Here is a 22,238-nt window from a genome sequence, read left to right as displayed (position 1 = left end):
TTAGAAGGTGGAAAGAATGGAATATTTTCAAAATGTATATCAAAAGAGCTCGGTGAAGATGAAATCTGTTGCCGTTTATGATGAGCTGAAAAAAGAGTTATTAACAGGTAAATGGAAATTTGGAGAGAAAATTTTAGTCAATGAATTGATTGAAAAATTTGACGTTTCAAGAAGACCTGTTATGGATGCGATGAAAATGCTCCAGAGTGATGGCTATATCGAAATCATCCCTCAGTCAGGCTGTAAAGTGGTGGATTATAACAAGAAGAATATTTTAGACCAGCTTTTACTAAGCTCTACCCTCGAATCTCTCTGTGCAGAACTTGCTGCTATCTATCATACAGAGGAAGAGTTCGAGTATATCGAAAATTATTTTGCGAAGCAACAGAAGAATCCTGAGAAGCTAAGAGATAAGCTAAACTATTTAAAATTCACCCGCGAAACCCATTTCGCGATTTTTATGATGACTCATTCAGAGATGATCAAGGCTCAAACGATAAAAATTTGGAATTTAACGGATTTTTATCTTTTAAATTCATTTGATTATTTTATGTTTGACCCAGTCATTTCACTAACGAGTCATGGCGAAATCATTCAACATATTAAAGCAAGAAATGGGAAACTGGCAAAGGAGAGCATGCTCGAATATACGCAAAATTTCATTGGAAATTTGCGCAGCTCATTGCCGTAATGTTTTATAAAAAGCTGTAGTTATTGAACGATTAATTATTAAGCCACTGATCTATTGAGGAGCAGAGTGTTTCCCCTTCATGATTACAATTTCCAGCTATAGGATTGACTATGTCTCGTGCTTTATACTCTTGGTGCTAGCTTTAGGTGCTGCAACCTGAACGCTAGCAGCAGATTTTTTTTCGCTGAGCCAGAGAATGGAAACGAAATGATTTTTAAATACAAATTTTTAGGGAAATAATAATTTTTAATAAAAACACTATTGGCAATATTTTTATTGTGAAAATAGTTTGACAACAAACTAATATCTTAGTATCTTAGAAGTAAGAAAACATTTAATTATCAAAAATGGGGAGGAATTAACATGGCAGCAAGAAGTGGAAAAGATTATATCGAGAGGTTAAAAAACAATCCACCAGAAACTTGGATTGGAAATGAGAAAGTAACTGATCCGACAACCCACCCGTTAATCGCGCCTGCTGTAAAGTCAACCGCGCATTTATATGATCTTCAATTAGAAGAAAGTAAAAAAGACTATATGTTATTCCAAGGCGAGGACAATGATTTACACGGCACACAGTTTTTAGTTCCGCGCTCAAGGGAAGATTTAAAGAAACGTCGTCTCATGCATAAAGAATGGGCAGATGCCACTTATGGAATGATGGGTCGTTCAAGTGACTTTATGACTGCACAATTAACAGCATGGAGTTCAAATGCTCACTTCTTTGGCGAATATGCTCAAAACGTGTTAGATTATTTTGAATACGTGAAGGAAAATGATTTATATTTGACTCATGTATTAATCAATCCACAAGTAGACCGCAGTCAACCGCCATCAAAGCAACCAGATGAATTTACGTATCTCGGAGTTGTTCGCGAAACAGATGAAGGTTTGATTGTCCGCGGCGCAAAGATGTTAGCGACAGCAGGTCCATATACGGACGAAGTATTGGTATGGCCATTTACAAACCAAAATTTAAGCGAAGCGGATGAAAAGTATGCGGTTTCATTTGCGATTCCAATGTCCACTCCAGGCCTTCGACTGATCGCAAGAGAACCATACACGAGAGATTCAAAGTTCGACCATCCATTAGCAAGCCAATTTGATGAACTAGATGGCGTACTAGTATTTGACGATGTGCTTGTTCCGTGGGAAAGAGTATTTGTTTATAAGGATGTTGATCGCATCAATGAAATTCGCAACATCACTCATACTTTTACCGCTCACCAAACATCTGTCCGTCTCCTTTCGAAAATGCAGTTCTTGGCAGGGGTGACAATGCGAGCAACAGAGCTAGTAAACACGAATCAGTTTTTACATGTTCAAGATGCAATCGGGGAAATTACTACGTACATTGAGTTATGTCGCGGCGCGATCATTGCTTCAGAGGCGACTGCGGAGCCAAATGAGCAAGGAATCTATGTTCCGAACTTTGCACCAATTAGTGCGATTCGAAACTCAGGAAATCGCTGGTATCCAAGAATTAGAGAAATCATGCAGCAAATCCTCGCAGGCGGATTAATGTATCAGCCAGCCAATGAAGGAATCTTTGACAGCCCGGTTAGTGGTGATGTTGACAAGTACTTTAGGGGCGCAGATGTATCCGCTTACGAGAAAATTAAAATCTTTAAAATCGCTTCAGACATCGCGGTATCTGATTTCGGTTCAAGACACGAACTATACGAAAGATACTATGCTGGCGATCCACTATTCTTAAGAGCAGGAACCCAATATAAGGGCTATGATAAATCCGAATGCTACGCATTAGTTGATAAGTTGGCAAATAGTTATGATCTTCCCGTTAAAAGCTAAGTTGAAATGATAACGGTTTCGAATTTTAACATTGGATGCATAATGATTTGAAGCTGGGGGAAAATCTTAACGATGTGAAATCGAAAGGAGCAACTTGAGATGGACAATAAAGGTTTTCCCGTAGCCAATTTAGCTGATCATCAACTTGGAAAAATCGAAAAGCTAGAAATGGAACTTCGCCAAGAAACGAACGAAAACATTGTTCTCATCGCCTATGATGAGCGAGATGAGAAATAATGAAAGAGCCCCTTATTATTAGTAAGGGGCTCAATTTTTGAGGTTTAAAAAGAAAAGCAGGGACCATGTTGAAATTCGCCCTGCTACTATCGTTATTCCTGCTTACCTTCTTTGTAACGTACCAATAATAGACGGATAAATTCCCCTTAATTAGCAAAAATCATTGAAAATAGCATAAATAAGCGGAGAGATTCCGTCTATTAACTCAATAAACGTGAAAATGGGCGATTTTTATGTGCATAACCGGAAAACCTCCCCTTATTTCCCCCGAAACGAGCTCCATTCTACATTTAAGCGGAAAATCTCCGCTTATTTTACTTTCGCTAGTTACTCAATTAAGGACAAGCCTTCTATTTATGGGAGGGGAGATAAAGAAGGCTTTTTGGTCAGAAATTTTAATGACTTCATGAATGAATCGTTTAGATTTAGCACTCTATTTATCGTGATATTTGTTGTTTTACACCGTTAAAGAGAGCCCCTTATTGTTAGTAAGGGGCGCAAATTTTTTACAGTAAGATTTCAATATTGTCTTCATTTGCGCTTCGCAATTCTTCGATTAGTTCACTAACTTTAACATTTTGTTTTTCCGCAAGCGCTTGCTGTTCCAGTTGAGGTTTTAGCGTTTCGAGAGGTTCCGCCTCTTGTTCAAGACTTTCTGCTTGCCCTTTATATTCGTTATAAAGAGTTTGAATATCTTCTTCTGAGACAGAAATGTCCCCAATTTTGTTATCAAAGTAAGTGCCAATCATTAATTGTTCTCTCACCTGTTTAATTAACTCTTCCTCAGTAATGCTCATTTCTTTTAACGCATCTTCATACTGTTGATCATCTTCAAATTGCGATTTAATTCTATTGAGTTCCGTATCGATCTCATTTTGCTCAATTGCAATTCCATCACTTTCAGAAGATTGTAATACGAGTCTTGTGTTGATTAATTGATTTAAGACGACCATTTCTAATTCTTCTTTTGTTGCATCATCAAGGTCATCAAATTGAATCCCCATTTGTGCATAAGTCGATTTTGTTAGCTCAAACTCATGATTATAGTCTTTTCTTAAAATTTCATCCCCATTTACCGTTGCGACCACGTCTGTTTCTGTGCCTTCAGAACCTTCATCACTACTACACGCTCCTAATAGGAACGCAACCGACCCTAATAAAAGAAACGATAAAATCAAACGTTTTAACATTGTCTCTCTCCCTTCAACTACTGTATTCGCCATTTTAACATAGAACACTAGCAAAAAGGAAAATGTAAAAGAATTGTTATCTCGTTTTAATTTCGAAAACTTTAATAGAAAAGTAGAAACGATTAAAGAAATTTATACATAGTTCCTTTATTTACCAGGCGGAAATTTAAGTTGACGGATGATATCGAGACGATTATGATAAATAAAGAATTGAATACCCGTACACAGACGGGAGAGGTTCATAGCGGAAACCCTCTATAAAAAACTATGGATAGATGACAATGATGCCATATCCATACCCGGGATATGGCTTTTTTTGATAGGAAAGTATTAATTACTTTCCTATCGATAAGGTACGCCTCTGTCTTCGCCCATAGGGCTCGCCAATCGGCGAGTTTTCTTTGCTATGAACCCTCCTTGTTGAAGTGTCGGATTACACATACAGGAGGGCTTTATTATGTCTGGACGTAAGCAAGAACAAGGATTAACCGATCTCACATTGCTGGGGAATCAACAGGCACAGTATCCAACTGATTATGCACCGCAAGTGTTAGAGGCGGTCGATAGTCTGCATTCGAACCGTGATTATTTCGTGAAATTTAACTGCCCTGAATTTACAAGCCTATGCCCAATTACCGGCCAGCCAGATTTTGCGACGATGTATATTTCCTTTATCCCTGATAAAAAACTTGTTGAAAGCAAGTCGTTGAAGCTGTATTTGTTCAGCTTCCGTAATCATGGCGATTTTCATGAAGATTGTGTCAATATCATTATGAATGATTTAATTGAATTGCTTGACCCTCGCTATATTGAGGTTTGGGGAAAGTTCACTCCGCGTGGAGGGATTTCAATTGATCCGTGGTGCAATTATGGCAAACCAGGAACAAAGTATGAAGAAATGGCCAATCATCGCTTAATGAATCATGATCTTTATCCAGAAAAAGTCGATAACCGCTAGGAAAGAACATCCCTTCGAACCTTAAGCGGAGGGATTTCTTTCTATTAAAAAGCGTGTAGAAAGGAAGGGCAAGATGCTTTTATATTTAAATGGAATCTTTGTTGGACTGTTAATCTTATCGAATATCGTTGCGGTGAAGCTGTTTAGTATCGGTTCTTGGGCGATGCTTCCAGCGGCAGTCATCGTTTATATTTTTACATTTCCACTCACAGATGTAATTGCCGAGGTGTACGGCAAGAAAGAAGCACGGCGAACCGTTCAAGCGGGGTTAATTACCCAAGTGCTGGCACTTATTTTTATTTCAATCACCATCACTTTACCAGCTGCGCCCGTGTTTTCCGAACAGGCTTCATTTGAAACGATTTTAAGTGGGAGCTTCCGAGTGATTGCTGCAAGCTTACTCGCCTATCTTGTCAGTCAAAACTTGGATGTAACCGTGTTTGATCGGCTAAAATCAAAGCATGGGACGAAGAAACTTTGGTTGCGTAACAATGCCTCAACGATGTTGAGCCAATTAATTGATACGACTCTTTTTATTGTGATTGCCTTCTACGGGACGATGCCATTGTCCGTACTTGGCGGGCTAATTTTAACACAATATTTGTTTAAATTCTTCGCCTCGATTGTCCTCACCCCAGTCGTGTATTTGCTCGTACGACTTGTCAGGAAACAAGAAACGAGAATGGAACAACTTCAAGAGGCTGCGAGTTTCAAAGGTTAGTAAAAGTACCTATTTTTCCGAAAAAAGGTCATTTATGAACAATTGGCCAAAGGAATTCGTAGGTTTTTTGAACGATAATGCTGGTAACGCAGTTTTTAATCCAAGTACTCGCATTAAAAACATCAATTTTCTTTCATATATTGCTAGTACTCGTAATAAAACGCTGTAAAATGAGCGTTTAATCCGAGTACTAGCAATAAAATCAGTTCAGAAGGCCGATATAATCCTAGTACTAGCAATAAAAAACGGCTAAAAATCGCTTTAATCCAAGTACTAGCAATAAACTAGCCTGATAATCATGGTTAATCCAAGTACTAGCAATAAAAACGTAACCTATTTATGAACAAACCACACCTCAGTTCATTTTGTCGGGTTATTAATGTAAATTTTTTCAAAATGAACTGTGATCGTTCGTTAGCTCAATGCTTCACTTTTAATTCTCGCTTTCTTCTTATATAATAAAAAACTAACCTCTATCAAATTAGTGATAGAGGTTTTACTGTTCACAAAAGGGAGACGTCTACGATGTTATTAATGGATTACCATCACCATACAAATCATTCATTTGATTCAAAAGCGAAAATGACGGAAGTTTGTCAACATGCTGTCGGCAAGGGGATTAAGGAGATTTGTTTTACCGAGCATTTCTCGCTAAACCCACTGGCTCCTACTTATGGTCATATCAACTTTGAAGCTTACGTGAACGATATTCGCACTTGTCAAAAGCAGTTTGAAAATAGGCTAACGGTTAAGATGGGAATTGAAATTTGTGAACCCCATCAGCTGATCCAAGAATATAAAAAAGTGCTAGAGCCACTGCCATTCGACTTTATTTTAGGCTCTGTCCATAATATCAATAATGAAAAACTACGGAAATATATGGAAAATAAATCGAAGGATGAGGTTTACCGCGGCTATTTTACAGAAGTGTATGAAATGGTCACTGTTGCTGATATTGATGTGATCGCTCATATCGATTTAATGAAACGCTATGCGCTTCAGTCGCTAGGAAACTATCAATTTCAGGAGTACAGAGAAATACTCGAAGCGATTTTAATAAAAGCGATCGACCGCCAAATAGGAATTGAGATTAACACATCTGGTCTGCGCGGGAAACTGCAGGAAGCCTTGCCGACAATCGATATCTTGAAACTTTATAAAAAGCTAGGTGGCGAATTACTAACGATCGGTTCCGATTCACATGGAGCTGAGACCGTTGGTGCCGATTTGCCTGAAGCATATGAAATGGCGAGAGAAGCCGGATTTACTTCTATTTTTAAATATGAAAAAAGAAATCCAATCGCTGTGACTCTAGCATTGTAAACGAATAATGACTACGGGGTCACGTCTGTAGTAAACAGGGGGTATTTGTCTAATGCTCCCTGTTATAGAATACTTGTGCAGGAAGGTATTCTTCGTTATAATTTAGAAGTCAAATTTTTTATAAACATAAATGACTGACTGGTTAGTCATAATAAAATAATGACTATTTGGTCATTATGTGAAACCAATGAGAGAAATATTCGTATGAGAGAATAGGTGTTGCAACATGAATGAAAAAAAGCTGAAATTGATTCAATCAGGATTAAAACTATTCGCTAGCAAAGGATATCACCGAACATCAATTCAGGAAATAACAGCTGAAGCCGGTGTATCGAAAGGCACTTTTTATGTGTACTTCGAATCAAAAGAAGAATATATGCTCACCGCCTATCAATCCTTTTACGACCAAACGAAGGCAAAGGTTGAAAAGGTAAAGTCGGAAAGTCTTCCCCCTAGAGAAAATTTTGCGATGCAAATGACTGTCTGGCTAAAGTATGTATACGATTATAAAGATTTTCTCGTTATGCATTTTGAGGAAAACATCACGATTGGGGAAAATGCGAGCGAGTTAGTAAAACAAATAAAAGTCGAAACGTACCAATGGATGCGTGAAAACATTGAGAATATTTACGGTGCATCAGCCATCGAGCCGTATATTGTCGATACCATTATCCAGTTAGATGGCTTGCTTAACGGATATTTGCGCTGGATGATCGTCGATGATGTAAACATCGATATTGAAAAGATTGGTTCTTTTCTCGTCAGGCGGTTAGACAATCTTGTCGATGGAATGCAGAAGCAACAGGAAGAGCCACTCGTCACGCTCAACCATATTCCCGAAAAATATGAAAAGGCCACCGAAGGAACCAATCAATTCGAAACATTCGCCTTGCTCAGAAGGAAAATCGCTACACAGCCAATTTCTCGTGAAAAACAAGATCAGCTTCAGGAAGTGGTCGATCTTTTAGAAAAAGAGGCAAGGAAAGAGGAACGTCAGCCTGTGATTATTCAAGGTTTGCTTGCTCATTTTCATGACCTGTCAGAATTGCAAGCGGAATGTAAAAAACTCGCAGAAATCTTACATGTTGAACTTTTAAAATAATCCAGAAAAATATTAACTTTTGGAAGGAGATACAGTGAATGAAAAAAGTACTTTTAAGTGTAGCCGCGATTTTCCTCCTAGCTGCCACAGCTTGTTCACAGGCTGAAACGGATACGAGTGGTGAAGAGGTTGAGAGAGTCGTCTCAGTTGAGGTTGCTGAAGCTACAAAAGGAGATTTAACACTTGAAAGGTCCATTTTTGGCCGGACGGCACCAAATCAGGCAACAGCTGTGATGCTTCAGACGCCAGGGGAGGTCGATTCGCTCAAGGTGAAAAATGGAGATCAAGTCAAAGAGGATAAAGTGATTGCCACAATTGCAACGGCGGTCGGAAAGCAAAACATCCGTGCTCCGAAGGACGGCGAAATTGTCAGCTTGCATGCAAAAGAAGGGGATATGGTTTCAAACGAAGAACCATTTGCGATTATTGCTGATTTAGAAACAATCCAGCTTGATTTCACTGTGACGGTTGGCGTTCAGAAATTAGTAGCTGTTGATGAAATATTAACAGCGGTGATTAATGACGAGGAATATGAAGTGACAATTACAAAAGTCGATAAAATGCCAAATGAGGCAGGGTTATATCCGGTAACAGCAACGGTTGACAATCCTGATGGGGTGATTTTACCAGGTATGGTCGTCCAGTTAGCGATCCCGGAAAGCCAAATAACAGATGCGATCATCGTACCAACAGCAGCGATTATTGAAGAGGATGATGAAACATTCATCTATGTCGTGAAAAACAACCGGGCAGTGAAACAAGCAGTCAATGTGCTTGCGGTCCAATCGGCACAATCTGCCATTGAAGACGGCGTTGAAGCTGGAGATCAACTCGTTGTCACTGGTCAACTCACACTTTCTGATGACGTTCAAGTGGACGTCGTGAAAGGGGAGTAACCGTTGAAATTAGTCAATACCTCTGTTAAACGTCCTGTTGGCGTTATCATGATTGTCCTTGCGATTGTCGCTCTTGGGGTTGTATCGTTAAGAAATTTGGCGGTCGATTTATTTCCGAAAATTGATCTTCCTGTCGCCGTAATTGCCACAAGCTATTCAGACGCGGCACCAGAAGATGTTGAAAATTTAATAAGTCGAACGATTGAATCAGCTGTAAGTACGGTTGAGGGAATTGATACGATTCAATCGCGGTCACAAGCTGGAAGTTCGCTTGTCGTCATGATGTTTAAAAATAGTGTTGATTTAGATCAAGCTTTACTAGATGTTCGTGAAAAAGTGGATCAAGTGAAGGCGATGCTGCCTGAACAGGCTGGTGACCCGACGATCTTACGCTTTAGTCCTGAAGCGATGCCGGTCATGTATGTCGGTTTAACAGGCAAAGATACGGCGAAACTGACGGAAATTGCCAATGATCAAGTCGTTCCATACTTAGAGCGTCAAAGCGGTGTTGCCTCCGTTTCCGTGGAAGGGGCAAAAGAACGCGAAATTCAAATTGAATTGAATCCGGCGCAATTGCAACAGTATGGAGTCAGTTCGCAAACGATCGTTCAAGCGTTGAACAGTACGAATCGTTCAGGGTCTGTTGGGACGATTGAAAAAGGAAATCAAGATTTACAACTAAGGGTTAAAGGTGAGTTTGAATCGGTTGCACATATTGGCAACACAATCATTCAAACCCCAGCGGGCGCAACGATTTTATTAAAAGATGTAGCTGAAGTTCATGATACGTTTAATGAGTTCACTTCAAATGCGTTTGTAAATGGCGAGCCATCGCTCGTCCTTTCGATTATGAAACAAACGGATGCCAATACTGTCGCGGTCGCAGGCAATATTCAGGGCAATCTCGATGGAATTCAAGCAAATCTCGGCTCTGATATCCAGTTGCAAGTACTGATTGATATGTCGGAATTTATTACGATGTCGATTGACTCAGTCATTCAAAACATCCTAATTGGTGGAGTCATCGCCGTCTTTATCTTATTGTTATTTTTAAAAAGCATTCGGGCGACACTTGTGATCGGTCTTTCGATTCCAATCGCTTTAATCTCGACGTTTGCACTCATGTATTTTACAGGCCAGACATTGAATGTTTTAACGCTTGGTGGATTGGCGCTTGGAATCGGGATGATGGTCGACAGTTCAATCGTTATTTTGGAAAATATTTATTCGTATCGAAAACGTGGATTCAGTAGGATTGAAGCTGCGACAAAAGGAGCGTCTGAGTTAGCGCCAGCCGTTATTGCCTCGACAACAACAACGATCATCGTCTTTTTACCGATGGTGTTTGTTGACGGAATTGCCGCTGATTTATTTATTCCATTAGGCTTAGCAGTGGCGTTCGCCTTGTTAGCGTCGCTTGCCGTCGCAATCACATTAGTGCCGATGCTCTCGTCAAAATTATTGACGAATGTGGTTGAAACCGAGGGACGCCGCTATTGGTTTGATCGCTTCTTAGATAGGGTCAGAGCAAGATATAGTGCTGGACTACGCCGCGTGATCAAATTCAGAAAGACGACGTTAACGGTAACGATCTTGTTGATTGCCGGAAGTTTAGCATTGATTCCGCTCATTGGTGCTGAGTTAATGCCGGGTGCAGACCAAGGTCAGGCCCAAGTTCGCGTCGAAACCCATCAAGGGGCAACGACAGACTATACGCTTCGTGTGATTGAACAAGTAAACGAAGTGATTGCTGAATACGAAGATGTTGTCGAAGTGAGTTATGTGACGGTCGGAAGCAGCGGCATGGGCATGGGCGGGAGTGGAAATACGTCTTCTTACACATTGCAGCTCCTTCCGGTGTCTGAACGGGATCGTTCCACGACAGAGATTATGCAAGAAATGCATGAAAAACTTCAGGCAATTGCCGGGGCTGAAATTACCGCTAGTGCAATGGATGCCGGTTTAAGTATGGGAAGTCCGATTGAAATCGAATTAAATGGCCCAGAACATGAAGTACTGCGAGAGCTTGCGGAACAAGTCGTTGCAGAAATCTCGACCGTTGATGGCGTCTTTGACCCATCAAGCGGAGCTTCCGAAGGTGTGCCACAATTAAGCATTATCATTGATGAAGGCAAGGCAGCCGCTTACGGATTAACACAGGAACAAATTATGAGCCAAGTACAGATGCAATTCATGGGTCAAACCGCGGCAAGATATCGTGAAGAAGGTCAAGAAATGAATGTGAAGCTCGTCTATCCGAACGAGATTCGCAGCACGATTAGCGATTTACATGATATTAGCATTCAAACGGCAACCGGTGCCCTTATCCCGCTTGATGAAGTTTCTAACTTTATTGAGACTCAAGGTCCAGTAGCGTTGCAACGACAAAATCAACAGCCGCAAATCAATGTGACAAGCGATATTTCAGAGAGAGATCTCGGTGGAATTACCGCCGATATTGAAAGAAAACTAACAGCAATGAATTTCCCTGAAGGCTACAGCTATACAATTGGTGGTCAAGCAGCCGATATGGCTGAAGCATTTGTCGATTTAGGTATTGCTTTGCTCTTTTCCATCTTTTTAGTTTATGCGGTAATGGCAATCCAATTTGAGAATTTCCTCTATCCATTTATCATCATGTTCGCCTTGCCAACATCGGTGATTGGTGTTCTTGGCGGTTTGTTTATCACAAATGTTCCGCTAAGTGTTCCAGGTTTCATCGGAATCATTATGCTTGCGGGAATTGTCGTCAATAACTCGATTGTGTTAGTCGATTATATTAATCTTTTACGGCGCCGAGGGATGGAGCGGAATGAAGCGATTATCGAGGCTGGTAAAAACAGGATTCGCCCAATCTTGATGACAACGTTAACGACGGTGTTAGCGATGGTTCCACTAGGACTTGCGCTCGGTGAAGGGGCAGAAATGCAGCAACCGCTCGCTGTTACAATTATTTTCGGATTGAGTGTGTCAACGATTTTTACGTTATTTTTTGTTCCAGTTATTTACACTTTCTTTGATGATTTATCTGCCATATTTACACGCAGAAGGAAAAAAAGGAACGAAGCGAAGGAAGTATAAAGCAAAGAGCAAATTCAAAACAAAAAAGCCAGTAACAGCCGAATATGCTGTTACTGGTTTTTTGTTTACACCACGCAAAAAACATCGTTATTGCCCAGGAAATGTCGAAATGAAATTACATGTGTTTATAGAAAAGTTTTAGCTTGGACTAATTTCAAATGAAGGGTTGCCATGGAATAAGCTCTCCAAATCTTGCTTATATATAAATAGATACGTAAATATATAGCCAGTTTTGCCTATACAAAAGCAGGGAGGGATCTTTCATGGTTTTGCCTTTTAAACATGAGCCATTTACAGATTTCACGGTGAAGGAGAATCGCGAAGCATTTAAGGAAGCATTGCATAAGGTGAAGACGGAGTTAGGGAAAGACTATCCACTGGTTATAAATGGGGAGAAAATGTATACGAAAGATAAACTCGTTTCTGTGAATCCTGCGAATAAGGAACAAGTGATTGGCAACGTATCAAAAGCAACGAAGCAACATGTTGATATCGCATTTGAGACGGCACTTGAAGCATTTGAGACATGGAGATCTATGGCGCCAGAGGCAAGGGCTCATGTGTTATTTCGAGCGGCAGCGATTGCCCGGCGCCGTAAACATGAGTTATCTGCATGGTTAGTGTATGAAGCGGGAAAACCGTGGAATCAGGCAGATGGCGACACAGCGGAAGGAATCGACTTTTTAGAATACTACGGCAGACAAATGCTTGAGCTGGCAAAAGGCAAACAACTGAATCAGCGCGAAAATGAGAATAACCAGTATTTCTACAAAGCGATCGGTCCTGGTGTCGTGATTCCGCCATGGAATTTTGCCTTTGCCATCGCTTGCGGAACGGCCGTTGCTCCGATTGTCGCAGGCAATCCTGTCTTATTAAAGCCTTCTGAAAATACCCCGGTCGTCGCCTATAAATTGATCGGAATTTTAGAAGAGGCAGGGCTGCCAAAAGGGGTCGTTAATTTCCTCCCAGGCGACCCGTTGGAGATCGGTGACTATATGGTTGACCATAAAGAAACGCGATTTATTAACTTTACCGGATCGCGGGCAACCGGAGTTCGGATTTATGAACGGGCTGCAAAAGTACAACAAGGCCAGCAATTTTTAAAACGTGTGATCGCTGAAATGGGTGGGAAGGATACAATCATCGTTGACAAAGACGCGGATGTCGATATGGCCGCTGATGCCATCGTTCATTCCGCCTTTGGTTTTTCTGGGCAGAAATGTTCGGCCTGTTCAAGAGTCATTGTCCATAAAGACCTTTACGAACAAGTGATTGAAAAATCGGTTGAACTGACAAAAGAATTATCGGTGGGCAATCCTGCGGAACAAGACGTCTATATGGGGGCAGTCGTTAATCAAAAGCAGTTTAATAAAATTAAAGAGTATATCGAGATTGGCAAGGCGGAGGGGACACTCGTCTACGGTGGAAATGCCGATGATTCGACAGGGAATTTCGTTTATCCAACGATTTTCAAAGATGTCGACCCGAAAGCGCGCCTCATGCAAGAAGAAATCTTCGGACCGGTCGTCGCCTTTACGAAAGCTAATAATTTTGACGAAATGCTTGAAATTGCCAACAATACCGAGTATGGCTTGACAGGGGCGGTTATTTCCAATAATCGAGCGCATTTGGAACGAGCGAAATACGAGTTTGATGTCGGCAATCTTTATTTTAACCGTGGCTGTACAGCGGCAATTGTCGGTTATCAACCGTTTGGGGGCTTTAAAATGTCTGGGACCGATTCGAAAGCAGGTGGTCCGGATTATCTTCAATTGTTCATGGAAGCAAAAGTAGTATCAGAAAAATTTTAATGATGATGAAGTAAAAGTCCTGTTTTCATTGCGGCAGTTTCGAGCTGTCGCAACCTTTCATCAATGCATCACAAAGGAGTTGAGTGCATGTCGAGGATCACAAGGGACTTTTTTATTCAGTTATCAAACAATAAATTTTTAAATGAAAAAGCAAAAAAATATGGGTTTCGGTTAGGAGCAGAAAGGTTCGTCGCTGGGACTACAATTGAAAGCGTTGCCAAAAAAATCAAGGAGATGAATCGCCGCGGCATAAGTTGTACTGTCGATCATCTCGGGGAATTTGTGTCTGACAAATCTGAAGCACGCGCAGCTAAAAATAAAATTATTCAAGTCGTCCAAAGAATTTTTGAAGAGAAACTAGACGCACATATTTCTGTCAAATTGACTCAATTAGGCTTTGATATCGATGATGAATTCTGCTATGAAAATATAAAAGAAATTGTCGATGTCGCAGCAAAATATGATATTTTCATAAATATTGATATGGAAAGTTATAAGTACTATGAACGGACGCTTCATATCGTCAACCGCTTGTTAACGCATTATGACAATGTAGGCACAGTGATTCAAACGTATCTTTTCCGCGCGGAAGACGATCTTGAGCAGTTGCAGGATGTACGAATTCGCCTCGTCAAAGGAGCATATAAAGAAAGCGAGAAAGTCTCCTATCAGTCAAAGGCAGAGATCGATCGAAATTTTCTGAAGCTCGCTAAAAGGCGCCTTCTTGGGGAGATGTTTACGTCGATTGCAACACATGACCACCGGATAATTAATGAGTTAAAAGCGTTCATTAAAAAAAAGAATATTCCGTATGATCGGTTTGAGTTTCAAATGCTTTACGGTTTCCGCCAAGAAATGCAATACGATCTCGCGAAGAAAGGGTATCATTTTTGCACATATATGCCGTTTGGGCATGATTGGTACGGCTACTATATGCGCCGGCTGGCTGAACGTCCTCAGAACGTAAATCTTATTTTAAAAGAAGTATTTTATCAGAAAGACAATCAATTAAAAAAAGAACCGATTCTCGCTGCCAGTGCCAGTGCCGTGGCGCTGACACTATTTATCGTTTGCAAAAAAAAGAAAAATGCGAAGGAGAAAAAATGATATAGTATTATAGACAAACGGAAGAAGAAGAGAGGGAGTGGAAACGGTCCACTTTGATTCTAACCTAAAATAACTGAATCGTTTTTAGGAATCATTCAAAAACAATTAAAGTTATATTTTCATATTTTTATAAAGGAGGAGTTTGAATGACAGATTATACGTATCAGCTACTAGCGATTCTCATATATCTTGTTGGTATGATCTTAATCGGAATTTATTCGTACAGAAAAATCAATAATCTATCAGACTATATGTTGGGAGGACGACAGCTCGGTCCTGCCGTTTCAGCCCTAAGTGCCGGAGCTTCAGATATGTCGCAATGGTTGTTAATGGGATTACCAGGTGCGATTTTTGTTTCTGGGCTAGTCGAAGCGTGGATTGGTGTTGGCTTGGTGATTGGAGCATGGTTAAACTGGAAGTTTGTCGCACCGCGTTTGCGGGTGTATACGCAAGTTTCGAATGACTCGATTACGATTCCGAGTTTTTTCGATAATCGTTTTAAAGAAAACACAAAAATTCTCCGCATCGTATCCGGCTTGATTATTTTAATTTTCTTCACCTTTTATGTATCATCCGGTCTTGTCGCTGGGGGAATCTTCTTCCAAAGTTCATTTGGGTATAATTACCATACTGGTTTGTTGATCGTTGCCGCCGTTATTATCGCCTATACTTTATTTGGTGGTTTTCTCGCCGTCAGCTATACAGATTTTGTTCAAGGAACAATTATGTTTTTAGCACTTATTTTCGTTCCTGTTATTGGGCTATTTTTAACTGGCGGCATTTCGGAAACAGCTGAAACTATTCGTCAAGTCGATGTCAATTTATTAAGTTTTGCGGCAACTGCGACAACGGCTGGGGTGATTTCGTCGTTAGCATGGGGACTCGGTTATTTTGGGCAGCCACATATTATCGTTCGCTTTATGGCCATCAAATCGGCTAAGGAGACAACCCAAGCAAGAAGGATTGGGATTAGCTGGATGATTTTATCTTTGTTTGGTGCTGTGTTAACAGGGTTAGTTGGGGTCGCTTATTTTAAGCAAAATTCTAACGTTACACTTATTGACCCGGAAGCTGTGTTCATTCAGCTCGGTCAAATCATTTTCCATCCTTTTATCGCCGGGATTATGTTGGCAGCTGTACTTGCTGCGATTATGAGTACCGTTTCTTCGCAATTAATTGTGACTTCGTCCGCTTTAGTTGAGGACATTTACAAGGCCGTGTTAAAGTCAAATGCCTCTGAAAAACGGTATGTTTTGCTTGGACGTTTAGCCGTATTAGCTGTTTCCATTGTCGCGATTATGTTTGCTTGGGAGCAATCCGATACGATTCTGAATCTCGTTGCCTTTGCTTGGGCAGGATTTGGTGCCGCATTTGGACCGATCATTTTACTTTCCTTGTATTGGCGGAAAATTACTGGGACTGGTGCGCTTCTTGGAATGATTACCGGAGCAGTGACCGTTTTAATTTGGGGTAACTCGTCCTTATCAGGCGTTCTTTATGAAATCGTTCCAGGTTTCTTATTCAATTTAATTGTCACCGTAGTCGTTAGTTCGATTACGTATAAACAGAACAAAGAAGTGGAAAACGAGTTTAATCAAACACTCGAAATCTTGCAAAAAGAAGATTAAGAACTGACATAGGGCTGCCCGTGCGAAACAGTGCACGTACAGCCCTTTTTTTCACCATAAAGACTTTTTATATGTTACAGTTATAGTAGGAAAAAAATGGGATAAAAGGGACTCGTATTCATAAAACGTATAAGTTAGAGTGGTTGTCCTCACGAAGCAAAGGGGTGTTTTTTTGTGTGGTTGGATCTCGTGTTTATCGGTATTTTTCTAGCTGGTGTTTATTATTTAGTCCGTTATCGGCTGAATTTAAAAATGGCAGCTGAACTCTCGACTCAAGCTGTTTTTCCGCGGTCGAAGGAGGAGTTTTCTAGCATTCTCGTTCCTGCAGAGTGGAAGGAAATGACGTCATTAACGAAGGAGACAAAATCATACCGTCTCGCTCATTGGGGAACGATGATTGTCCTCGGTTTGCTAATCGTCTTAATCGGAATTGCGATGTTTACAGATTGGTTTGACGCGTCTTTATTTAGTTTTACTTATTTCTTTTTTCTTATTTTAAATTCAATCAGGCACCCAAATAATTTTTTCATTTTGCCTAGAGGAGTCATTTTCCAGTCAAGATATTATCGATACGAACAAATAAAATCTTTTAAAGTGGAAGAAATTATCCGTTGGCATGAGCTTTATGGATTAAATGATCGGGTCAATTTTGGCTTTAAATTAACACTTAATGTAAAAAGGAGTTTTCCGGTCGTTCATTTTGTTGTTATTGAAGACGAAGAAAATGTTAAGAAAGTGATTACACTCCTTGAAAAGAATGGCGTCCAAAGAGTCGGAATGGCAGAAGCTGAAAAAGTCGCTAGCAATAACAAATAAAGCAAAAAAAAGCCGATTGTCGCAAAAAAGACAATCGGCTTTTAATCATTCAAAAAAACTCTTAATCTAACCACGTTTGTGACCAATTTTCGATTTCCTTCATGATTGGCTCTAAACTTTGACCTTTTTCCGTAAGCGAATATTCGATGCGTACGGGTGTTTCAGGATAGACTTCTCGTTTAACGATTCCTTGACTTTCTAACTCTTTTAATCGTTCGGACAGTACTCTCCCACTCACGCCAATCGATGATTCTAAGGTGCAAAATCGTTTCGGCCCAGTCAGCAATTGATAAATGACAAGCCCTGTCCAGCGCTGGCTCAAGATTCCCATCGCTTTTTCAAATCGTGGACAAATAAGAGGTTGATTCATCACTCGACACCTCCCAGTAGTCTAATCAATTTAAATTCAGTTAACACTATATTAACAATACAAAAATTATTTATTTGACACAAGTAAATTATAAAAATATAATTACTTACATAAAGTAAGTAACTTTCAGATGTTGTTTATATAAAAATACGTTAAAACTGGAGGAACTTTTTATGACCTTTCACGCGGAACCGAATATTTATGTTAGCCAAATTGAGTTGAAAGTTCAAGATTTACAGCGATCTCTCGACTTTTATCAAAACATCATTGGATTTAAAATATTGAATCAAACCGAACAGAAAGCCGTGTTAACGGCCGATGGCAACACACCGTTAGTGACGATTGAGCAGCTTGAGAACATCATCCCGAAGCAGCCGCGCACAACTGGTTTATATCATTACGCACTTCTTTTACCGAGCCGTGCCGATTTAGCTAGAATCATCCAGCACTTTATAAAAACACAATTTCCACTGCAAGGAGCTTCAGACCATCTCGTTAGTGAAGCGTTGTATTTAGCAGATCCTGACGGAAATGGAATTGAAATTTATTCAGACCGACCTGCTTCACAGTGGGAGTGGAAAAGTGGAGAGGTAGCAATGGATACACGTCCGCTCGATATCGAAGGGATTCTTGCAGACGGAGATGAGAAACCGTGGACGGGTCTCCCAAGTGGTACTATAATGGGACATATCCACTTGCATGTTTCTGAGTTGAAAAAGACCGAGGAGTTTTATTGCAATGGACTTCAGTTTGATGTGGTTACAAGATATGGTGGTCAGGCGCTATTCATCTCAACAGGGAAGTATCACCATCATATCGGCCTGAATACATGGGCTGGAATTGGTGCACCTGCTCCCGCGGAAAACAGTGTTGGCATGAGTGCCTTTACGATCGTATTTCCAAGTGAAACAGTGCGAGATGAGGCAATCGGACGATTGAGACAAATGGGTGTGACGATTTCAGAAGATAAGAATGTGTTCATTGCTTATGATCCTTCCGGAAATCGGATGAAGTTAACGGTATAAGGTTTGAAATAAAATAAATATGAGAAAGTTGATTGAAGCAGCAGAGGGAGGAGGCGCGATAATGGAACTGAAAGCGGATGTTTGCATTGTCGGCGCTGGTCCAGCCGGCGCACTCTTGGGCTATATACTAGCAAAGAATCATTTAAAAACGATTGTTGTCGAGCGCCACGACGGGATTGATAAAGAATTCCGCGGTGAACATTTAAACAATGACGGCGAAGCAATTTTAAAAAAATATCATTTGTATGAAAAAGTGGAAACCGAAGGCCTCCTGCTTATGGAACGAATTGAATATTTGCAGGCTGGCAAAGTGTTCAAGACAGTTTCGCCGGCAAATGGTCATCAACACGTCGGCATCCACGTACCGCAAAAGAACTTATTAAACGTGTTAATAGGTGAATCGTCGCATCTTCAAAATTACAGCATTATGATGGGGACGAAGTTGACTGAATTACTGACGGATAAAAGCGGGGCAGTAACTGGAATTAAAGCGAAACAAGGGGACAATCAGATTATCATTAATAGTTCAATCGTTATTGGTGCCGATGGACGATTTTCAACGGTACGTAAATTAGCTGAGATTCCGTTCACGGTCAGAAAACATGGATATGATTTGCTTTGGGCAAAAATCCCGATGCCAACGGGCTGGGAACCAACGATTAAAAATGCATTAGTGGAAGGGAAGCAACTTGCTTTATTTTCTCAGGCAGGAGGGTTTATCCAGATTGGCTGGAGTATCCCTGAAGGATCCTATCCAAATTTGAAAAAGCAGTCTTTTGCTCCATTTATTAAGCGAGTCACTGATGCTTTTCCTGAACTAACTGCCACAGTAAAGCAACATATTCAATCATGGGACGATTTTATTTTATTAAAAGTGCAAAGTATCACCTGTGAAACATGGGTGAAAGATGGGCTCGCAATTATCGGAGACGCTGCCCATACGATGAGCCCGACAGGTGCATTTGGCATCAACAGTGCCTTAATGGATGCAGATGTATTATCAGAAGTCATCCTTGAAGCACATCGAACAGAGCAATATCATTCACAGCAATTGAAAAAGTTCGAAACGGCACGTCGTTCACATGTGGAAGAATTACAAAATCTACAATTAAAAAAAGAAGCAGAATATAAAAATGAGTTTGCTGTTCCGGTGATGTCTTAATGACGACTGAAGGAGGCGTATCGATTGGGGGAAGAGACATTGGAAGAAGTTCAACAAAGGATTGACGTTCTTTCTACACTAGAAGATAAAATAAAATTGATTAAAACAAACAAGGATGAAGCGATTTACCTTGTCGGGCCGATTCGATTGCCAGTCAATTTACACGGGGAAACCGTCGTTTTTAACTGGTATAGTTGGTTAAAAACAACTGAAGTAACGGAGAACTTTCAAACAGTAATCAACCAACTTTCAACTGCGAATCTATCAGACTACCAACAATCAAGTGTTCTCGTTTACGGGGACTTTGAATACGGGGATGAGGCATTAATCCGCATGCATTCCATCTGTCATACTGGGGATATTTTCGGAAGCAAACGCTGTGACTGCGGTTTTCAGCTGGAGCAATCGATGAAAATGATTGTTGAACATGGAACAGGGGCGCTCTTCTACTTAGCCAATCATGAAGGACGCGGCATCGGTTTATTTAGTAAAGCGATGGCTTATATCCTTCAAGAAAATGGTTATGATACCGTTGAAGCGAACGAAGCTTTAGGATTTGCAGATGATTTAAGAAACTATGATGATGCCATTCAAGTGTTAAAGGCATTAAGGTCGAAGCCAGTCACATTGATTACAAATAATCCGCGAAAGCTAAAAGCGCTAAAATCCGCTGGTTTGTCTGTATCGGGTAGAACGCCATTATGGGGCGATGTCTCTGAGTACAATGAAAAGTATTTAAAGACAAAGGTGAAAAAATCCGGGCATCTTTCTTAGCTTCCGTTTAAGTGATATATTAAAAGCAAGAAAGGCATTGCTACGGAAAAGAGGGTACTTTATGACGAATCATCAATTTTATATGGAGTTAGCTTTGAAAAATGCGCAAGCGATGAAAGGGCAAACCGATCCAAATCCGCTCGTCGGCTCGGTTATCGTGAACAATAACCGTATCATTGGCGTTGGAACGCATTTAAAGGCGGGTGAACCCCATGCAGAAATTCACGCGCTGCGCATGGCTGGAGAGAATGCGCGCGGTGGCACGATTTATGTCACGCTTGAACCATGTTCCCACCACGGTAGAACTGGTCCATGTGCAGAGGCCATTGTCGAAGCGGGGATAAAAAAAGTCGTGATCGCGACGTTGGATCCGAATCCAATTGTCGCTGGCAATGGAGTGAAAATTTTAGAGGCTGCAGGCATCGAAGTCATTACCGGCATTTGTGAACAAGAGTCTCGGCAGATGAATGAAGTGTTTAATAAGTTTATCGTCGAAAAACAGCCATTTGTCACGTTAAAATCAGGAACGACTTTGGATGGGAAAATTGCGACGCATACGGCAAGCAGCAAATGGATTACCTCTGAACAGGCGAGGCATGATGTTCACGTACTGCGCAGCGAGCATATGGGGATTCTCGTAGGTGTTAACACCGTCATCCATGATGACCCTGAGCTGACTTCACGCATTCCGAACGGGCGTAATCCGATTCGTGTCATTTTAGATTCAACACTAAGAATTCCATTAGAGTCGAAAGTATTGACTGATAAAAAAGCGGAAACATGGATTTTCACGAGTGAAAATTATGATAAAGAAAAGCGGGCGCAGATTGAGAACCTAGGGATTCCTGTTTTCGTCACAAGTGGGACGCAAACCGTTGACACGAGAGATGTCGTTCATCTGCTCGGAGAAAAACTCGTTTCGTCTGTGTTGATTGAAGGCGGTGGCACGGTTTCTGCTTCCTTTTTAGAAAATGGTTTAATTGATAAAGTCGTCCTTTACATGGCGCCAAAACTCGTTGGCGGCAAGGACGCACCAACTTTTCTCGAAGGAACCGGGATCGCGCAAATGAGCGATGCCATTGAGCTCGAGGATGTAACGATCACGCCAATCGGCAAGGATTTTAAAATTGTCGGCTATCCGGCCCGCAACAGTTGAGTAGTGTTTAGGCGGAGTGCGCGGGAAACAGGGGGCGCGTTATCACTAGTACTAGGAATAAAATAAGTTTTTTGAAAGATAATGCTGGTAACTGACTTTTTATTCCGAGTACTAGGTATATATACGCGTAAAATTACGATTATATATCGTAAAAAACACTGTTTAATCCAAGTACTAGGATTATTTTTCCTTTTTAATCCGAGTACTGGCATTATTCCTAAGTTTTATTGCTAGTACTCGGATTAAAATTCCGCAAAAAATTCGTTTTATCCAAGTACTAGCAATAAAACGGCATGCAAACCGTACTTAATCCAAGTACTCGTAATAAAAAACAGCTGCAAATCGTACTTAATCCAAGTACTCGTAATAAAAACCAGC

The 22,238-nt window shown here is 40.7% G+C and carries 19 protein-coding genes and 1 riboswitch; of the genes, 17 read left to right on the top strand and 2 right to left on the bottom strand.

The genetic code is table 11. From position 1 onward, the window contains the following. The first annotated feature begins 16 nt into the window (after positions 1-16). From GNT69_RS01510 to GNT69_RS01500, 3 genes are all read left to right on the top strand, one after another. The gene (locus GNT69_RS01510; protein ID WP_203553171.1) at positions 17-691 is read left to right on the top strand and encodes a GntR family transcriptional regulator; all 675 of its coding nucleotides are present in this window, start codon (positions 17-19) and stop codon (positions 689-691) included. Positions 692-1,054: 363 nt separating this feature from the next. Then, complete coding sequence (locus tag GNT69_RS01505) at positions 1,055-2,503, top strand: 4-hydroxyphenylacetate 3-hydroxylase family protein (protein ID WP_203553170.1); 1,449 nt, start codon at positions 1,055-1,057, stop codon at positions 2,501-2,503. Positions 2,504-2,602: 99 nt separating this feature from the next. Then, on the top strand, positions 2,603-2,740 hold the full coding sequence (locus tag GNT69_RS01500; protein WP_203553169.1) for a hypothetical protein: 138 nt from the start codon (positions 2,603-2,605) through the stop codon (positions 2,738-2,740). 506 nt (positions 2,741-3,246) lie between these two features. Here GNT69_RS01500 and GNT69_RS01495 read toward each other — a convergent pair. Continuing rightward, positions 3,247-3,930: a SurA N-terminal domain-containing protein gene (locus GNT69_RS01495; protein WP_203553168.1), complete on the bottom strand. Its 684-nt coding sequence runs from the start codon at positions 3,928-3,930 to the stop codon at positions 3,247-3,249. Positions 3,931-4,158: 228 nt separating this feature from the next. Then, a riboswitch (PreQ1 riboswitch) is annotated at positions 4,159-4,205 on the top strand. Positions 4,206-4,387: 182 nt separating this feature from the next. On the opposite strand from GNT69_RS01495, the gene queF reads away from it, so the two are divergent. From queF to GNT69_RS01445, 10 genes are all read left to right on the top strand, one after another. After that, entirely contained in the window at positions 4,388-4,888 is a 501-nt protein-coding gene (queF, locus tag GNT69_RS01490; protein ID WP_203553167.1) for a preQ(1) synthase, read from the top strand. Positions 4,889-4,961: 73 nt separating this feature from the next. After that, positions 4,962-5,609 carry a queuosine precursor transporter gene (locus GNT69_RS01485; protein WP_203553166.1) on the top strand — a complete coding sequence of 216 codons (648 nt, stop codon included), beginning with the start codon at positions 4,962-4,964 and terminating at the stop codon, positions 5,607-5,609. 525 nt (positions 5,610-6,134) lie between these two features. After that, complete coding sequence (locus GNT69_RS01480) at positions 6,135-6,932, top strand: histidinol-phosphatase HisJ family protein (protein WP_203553165.1); 798 nt, start codon at positions 6,135-6,137, stop codon at positions 6,930-6,932. Between the two features lie 226 nt (positions 6,933-7,158). Continuing rightward, positions 7,159-8,034, top strand: coding sequence for a TetR/AcrR family transcriptional regulator (locus tag GNT69_RS01475; RefSeq protein ID WP_203553164.1), 876 nt, complete (start codon positions 7,159-7,161; stop codon positions 8,032-8,034). A 38-nt stretch (positions 8,035-8,072) separates the two neighbouring features. Beyond that, positions 8,073-8,930 carry an efflux RND transporter periplasmic adaptor subunit gene (locus GNT69_RS01470; RefSeq protein WP_203553163.1) on the top strand — a complete coding sequence of 286 codons (858 nt, stop codon included), beginning with the start codon at positions 8,073-8,075 and terminating at the stop codon, positions 8,928-8,930. 3 nt (positions 8,931-8,933) lie between these two features. After that, positions 8,934-12,011 carry an efflux RND transporter permease subunit gene (locus GNT69_RS01465; RefSeq protein WP_203553162.1) on the top strand — a complete coding sequence of 1,026 codons (3,078 nt, stop codon included), beginning with the start codon at positions 8,934-8,936 and terminating at the stop codon, positions 12,009-12,011. Positions 12,012-12,274: 263 nt separating this feature from the next. Further along, a complete protein-coding gene (gene pruA, locus GNT69_RS01460; protein WP_203553161.1) occupies positions 12,275-13,822 on the top strand; it encodes an L-glutamate gamma-semialdehyde dehydrogenase in 1,548 nt (515 codons plus the stop codon). 87 nt (positions 13,823-13,909) lie between these two features. Further along, on the top strand, positions 13,910-14,929 hold the full coding sequence (locus tag GNT69_RS01455) for a proline dehydrogenase family protein (RefSeq protein ID WP_203553160.1): 1,020 nt from the start codon (positions 13,910-13,912) through the stop codon (positions 14,927-14,929). 146 nt (positions 14,930-15,075) lie between these two features. Beyond that, positions 15,076-16,557: a sodium/proline symporter PutP gene (gene putP, locus GNT69_RS01450; RefSeq protein WP_203553159.1), complete on the top strand. Its 1,482-nt coding sequence runs from the start codon at positions 15,076-15,078 to the stop codon at positions 16,555-16,557. A 174-nt stretch (positions 16,558-16,731) separates the two neighbouring features. After that, positions 16,732-17,373 carry a hypothetical protein gene (locus GNT69_RS01445; protein WP_203553158.1) on the top strand — a complete coding sequence of 214 codons (642 nt, stop codon included), beginning with the start codon at positions 16,732-16,734 and terminating at the stop codon, positions 17,371-17,373. A gap of 61 nt (positions 17,374-17,434) precedes the next feature. On the opposite strand, the gene GNT69_RS01440 is transcribed toward GNT69_RS01445, so the two are convergent. After that, complete coding sequence (locus GNT69_RS01440; protein ID WP_203553157.1) at positions 17,435-17,743, bottom strand: winged helix-turn-helix transcriptional regulator; 309 nt, start codon at positions 17,741-17,743, stop codon at positions 17,435-17,437. Between the two features lie 173 nt (positions 17,744-17,916). Between GNT69_RS01440 and GNT69_RS01435 the strand changes: the two genes are divergently transcribed. The 4 genes from GNT69_RS01435 (at position 17,917) to ribD (ending at position 21,860) form a co-directional block, all read left to right on the top strand. Beyond that, on the top strand, positions 17,917-18,768 hold the full coding sequence (locus tag GNT69_RS01435) for a VOC family protein (RefSeq protein WP_203553156.1): 852 nt from the start codon (positions 17,917-17,919) through the stop codon (positions 18,766-18,768). A gap of 61 nt (positions 18,769-18,829) precedes the next feature. After that, the gene (locus GNT69_RS01430; protein WP_203553155.1) at positions 18,830-19,930 is read left to right on the top strand and encodes an FAD-dependent monooxygenase; all 1,101 of its coding nucleotides are present in this window, start codon (positions 18,830-18,832) and stop codon (positions 19,928-19,930) included. Positions 19,931-19,954: 24 nt separating this feature from the next. Continuing rightward, positions 19,955-20,704, top strand: a complete 750-nt coding sequence (locus GNT69_RS01425) for a GTP cyclohydrolase II (protein ID WP_239093986.1) — start codon at positions 19,955-19,957, stop codon at positions 20,702-20,704. A gap of 61 nt (positions 20,705-20,765) precedes the next feature. Then, positions 20,766-21,860 (top strand): bifunctional diaminohydroxyphosphoribosylaminopyrimidine deaminase/5-amino-6-(5-phosphoribosylamino)uracil reductase RibD, encoded by a 1,095-nt coding sequence (gene ribD, locus GNT69_RS01420; protein ID WP_203553154.1) that lies wholly within the window; start codon positions 20,766-20,768, stop codon positions 21,858-21,860. The last annotated feature ends 378 nt before the right edge of the window (positions 21,861-22,238 follow it).

It is taken from the genome of Bacillus sp. B15-48 (genome assembly GCF_016879755.1).
In the GTDB taxonomy this organism is placed as follows: Bacteria; Bacillota; Bacilli; order Bacillales; family Cytobacillaceae; genus Mesobacillus_B.
Note: the sequence above shows the minus strand (reverse complement) of the source record. Positions and strands in the feature narration are given on the sequence as shown.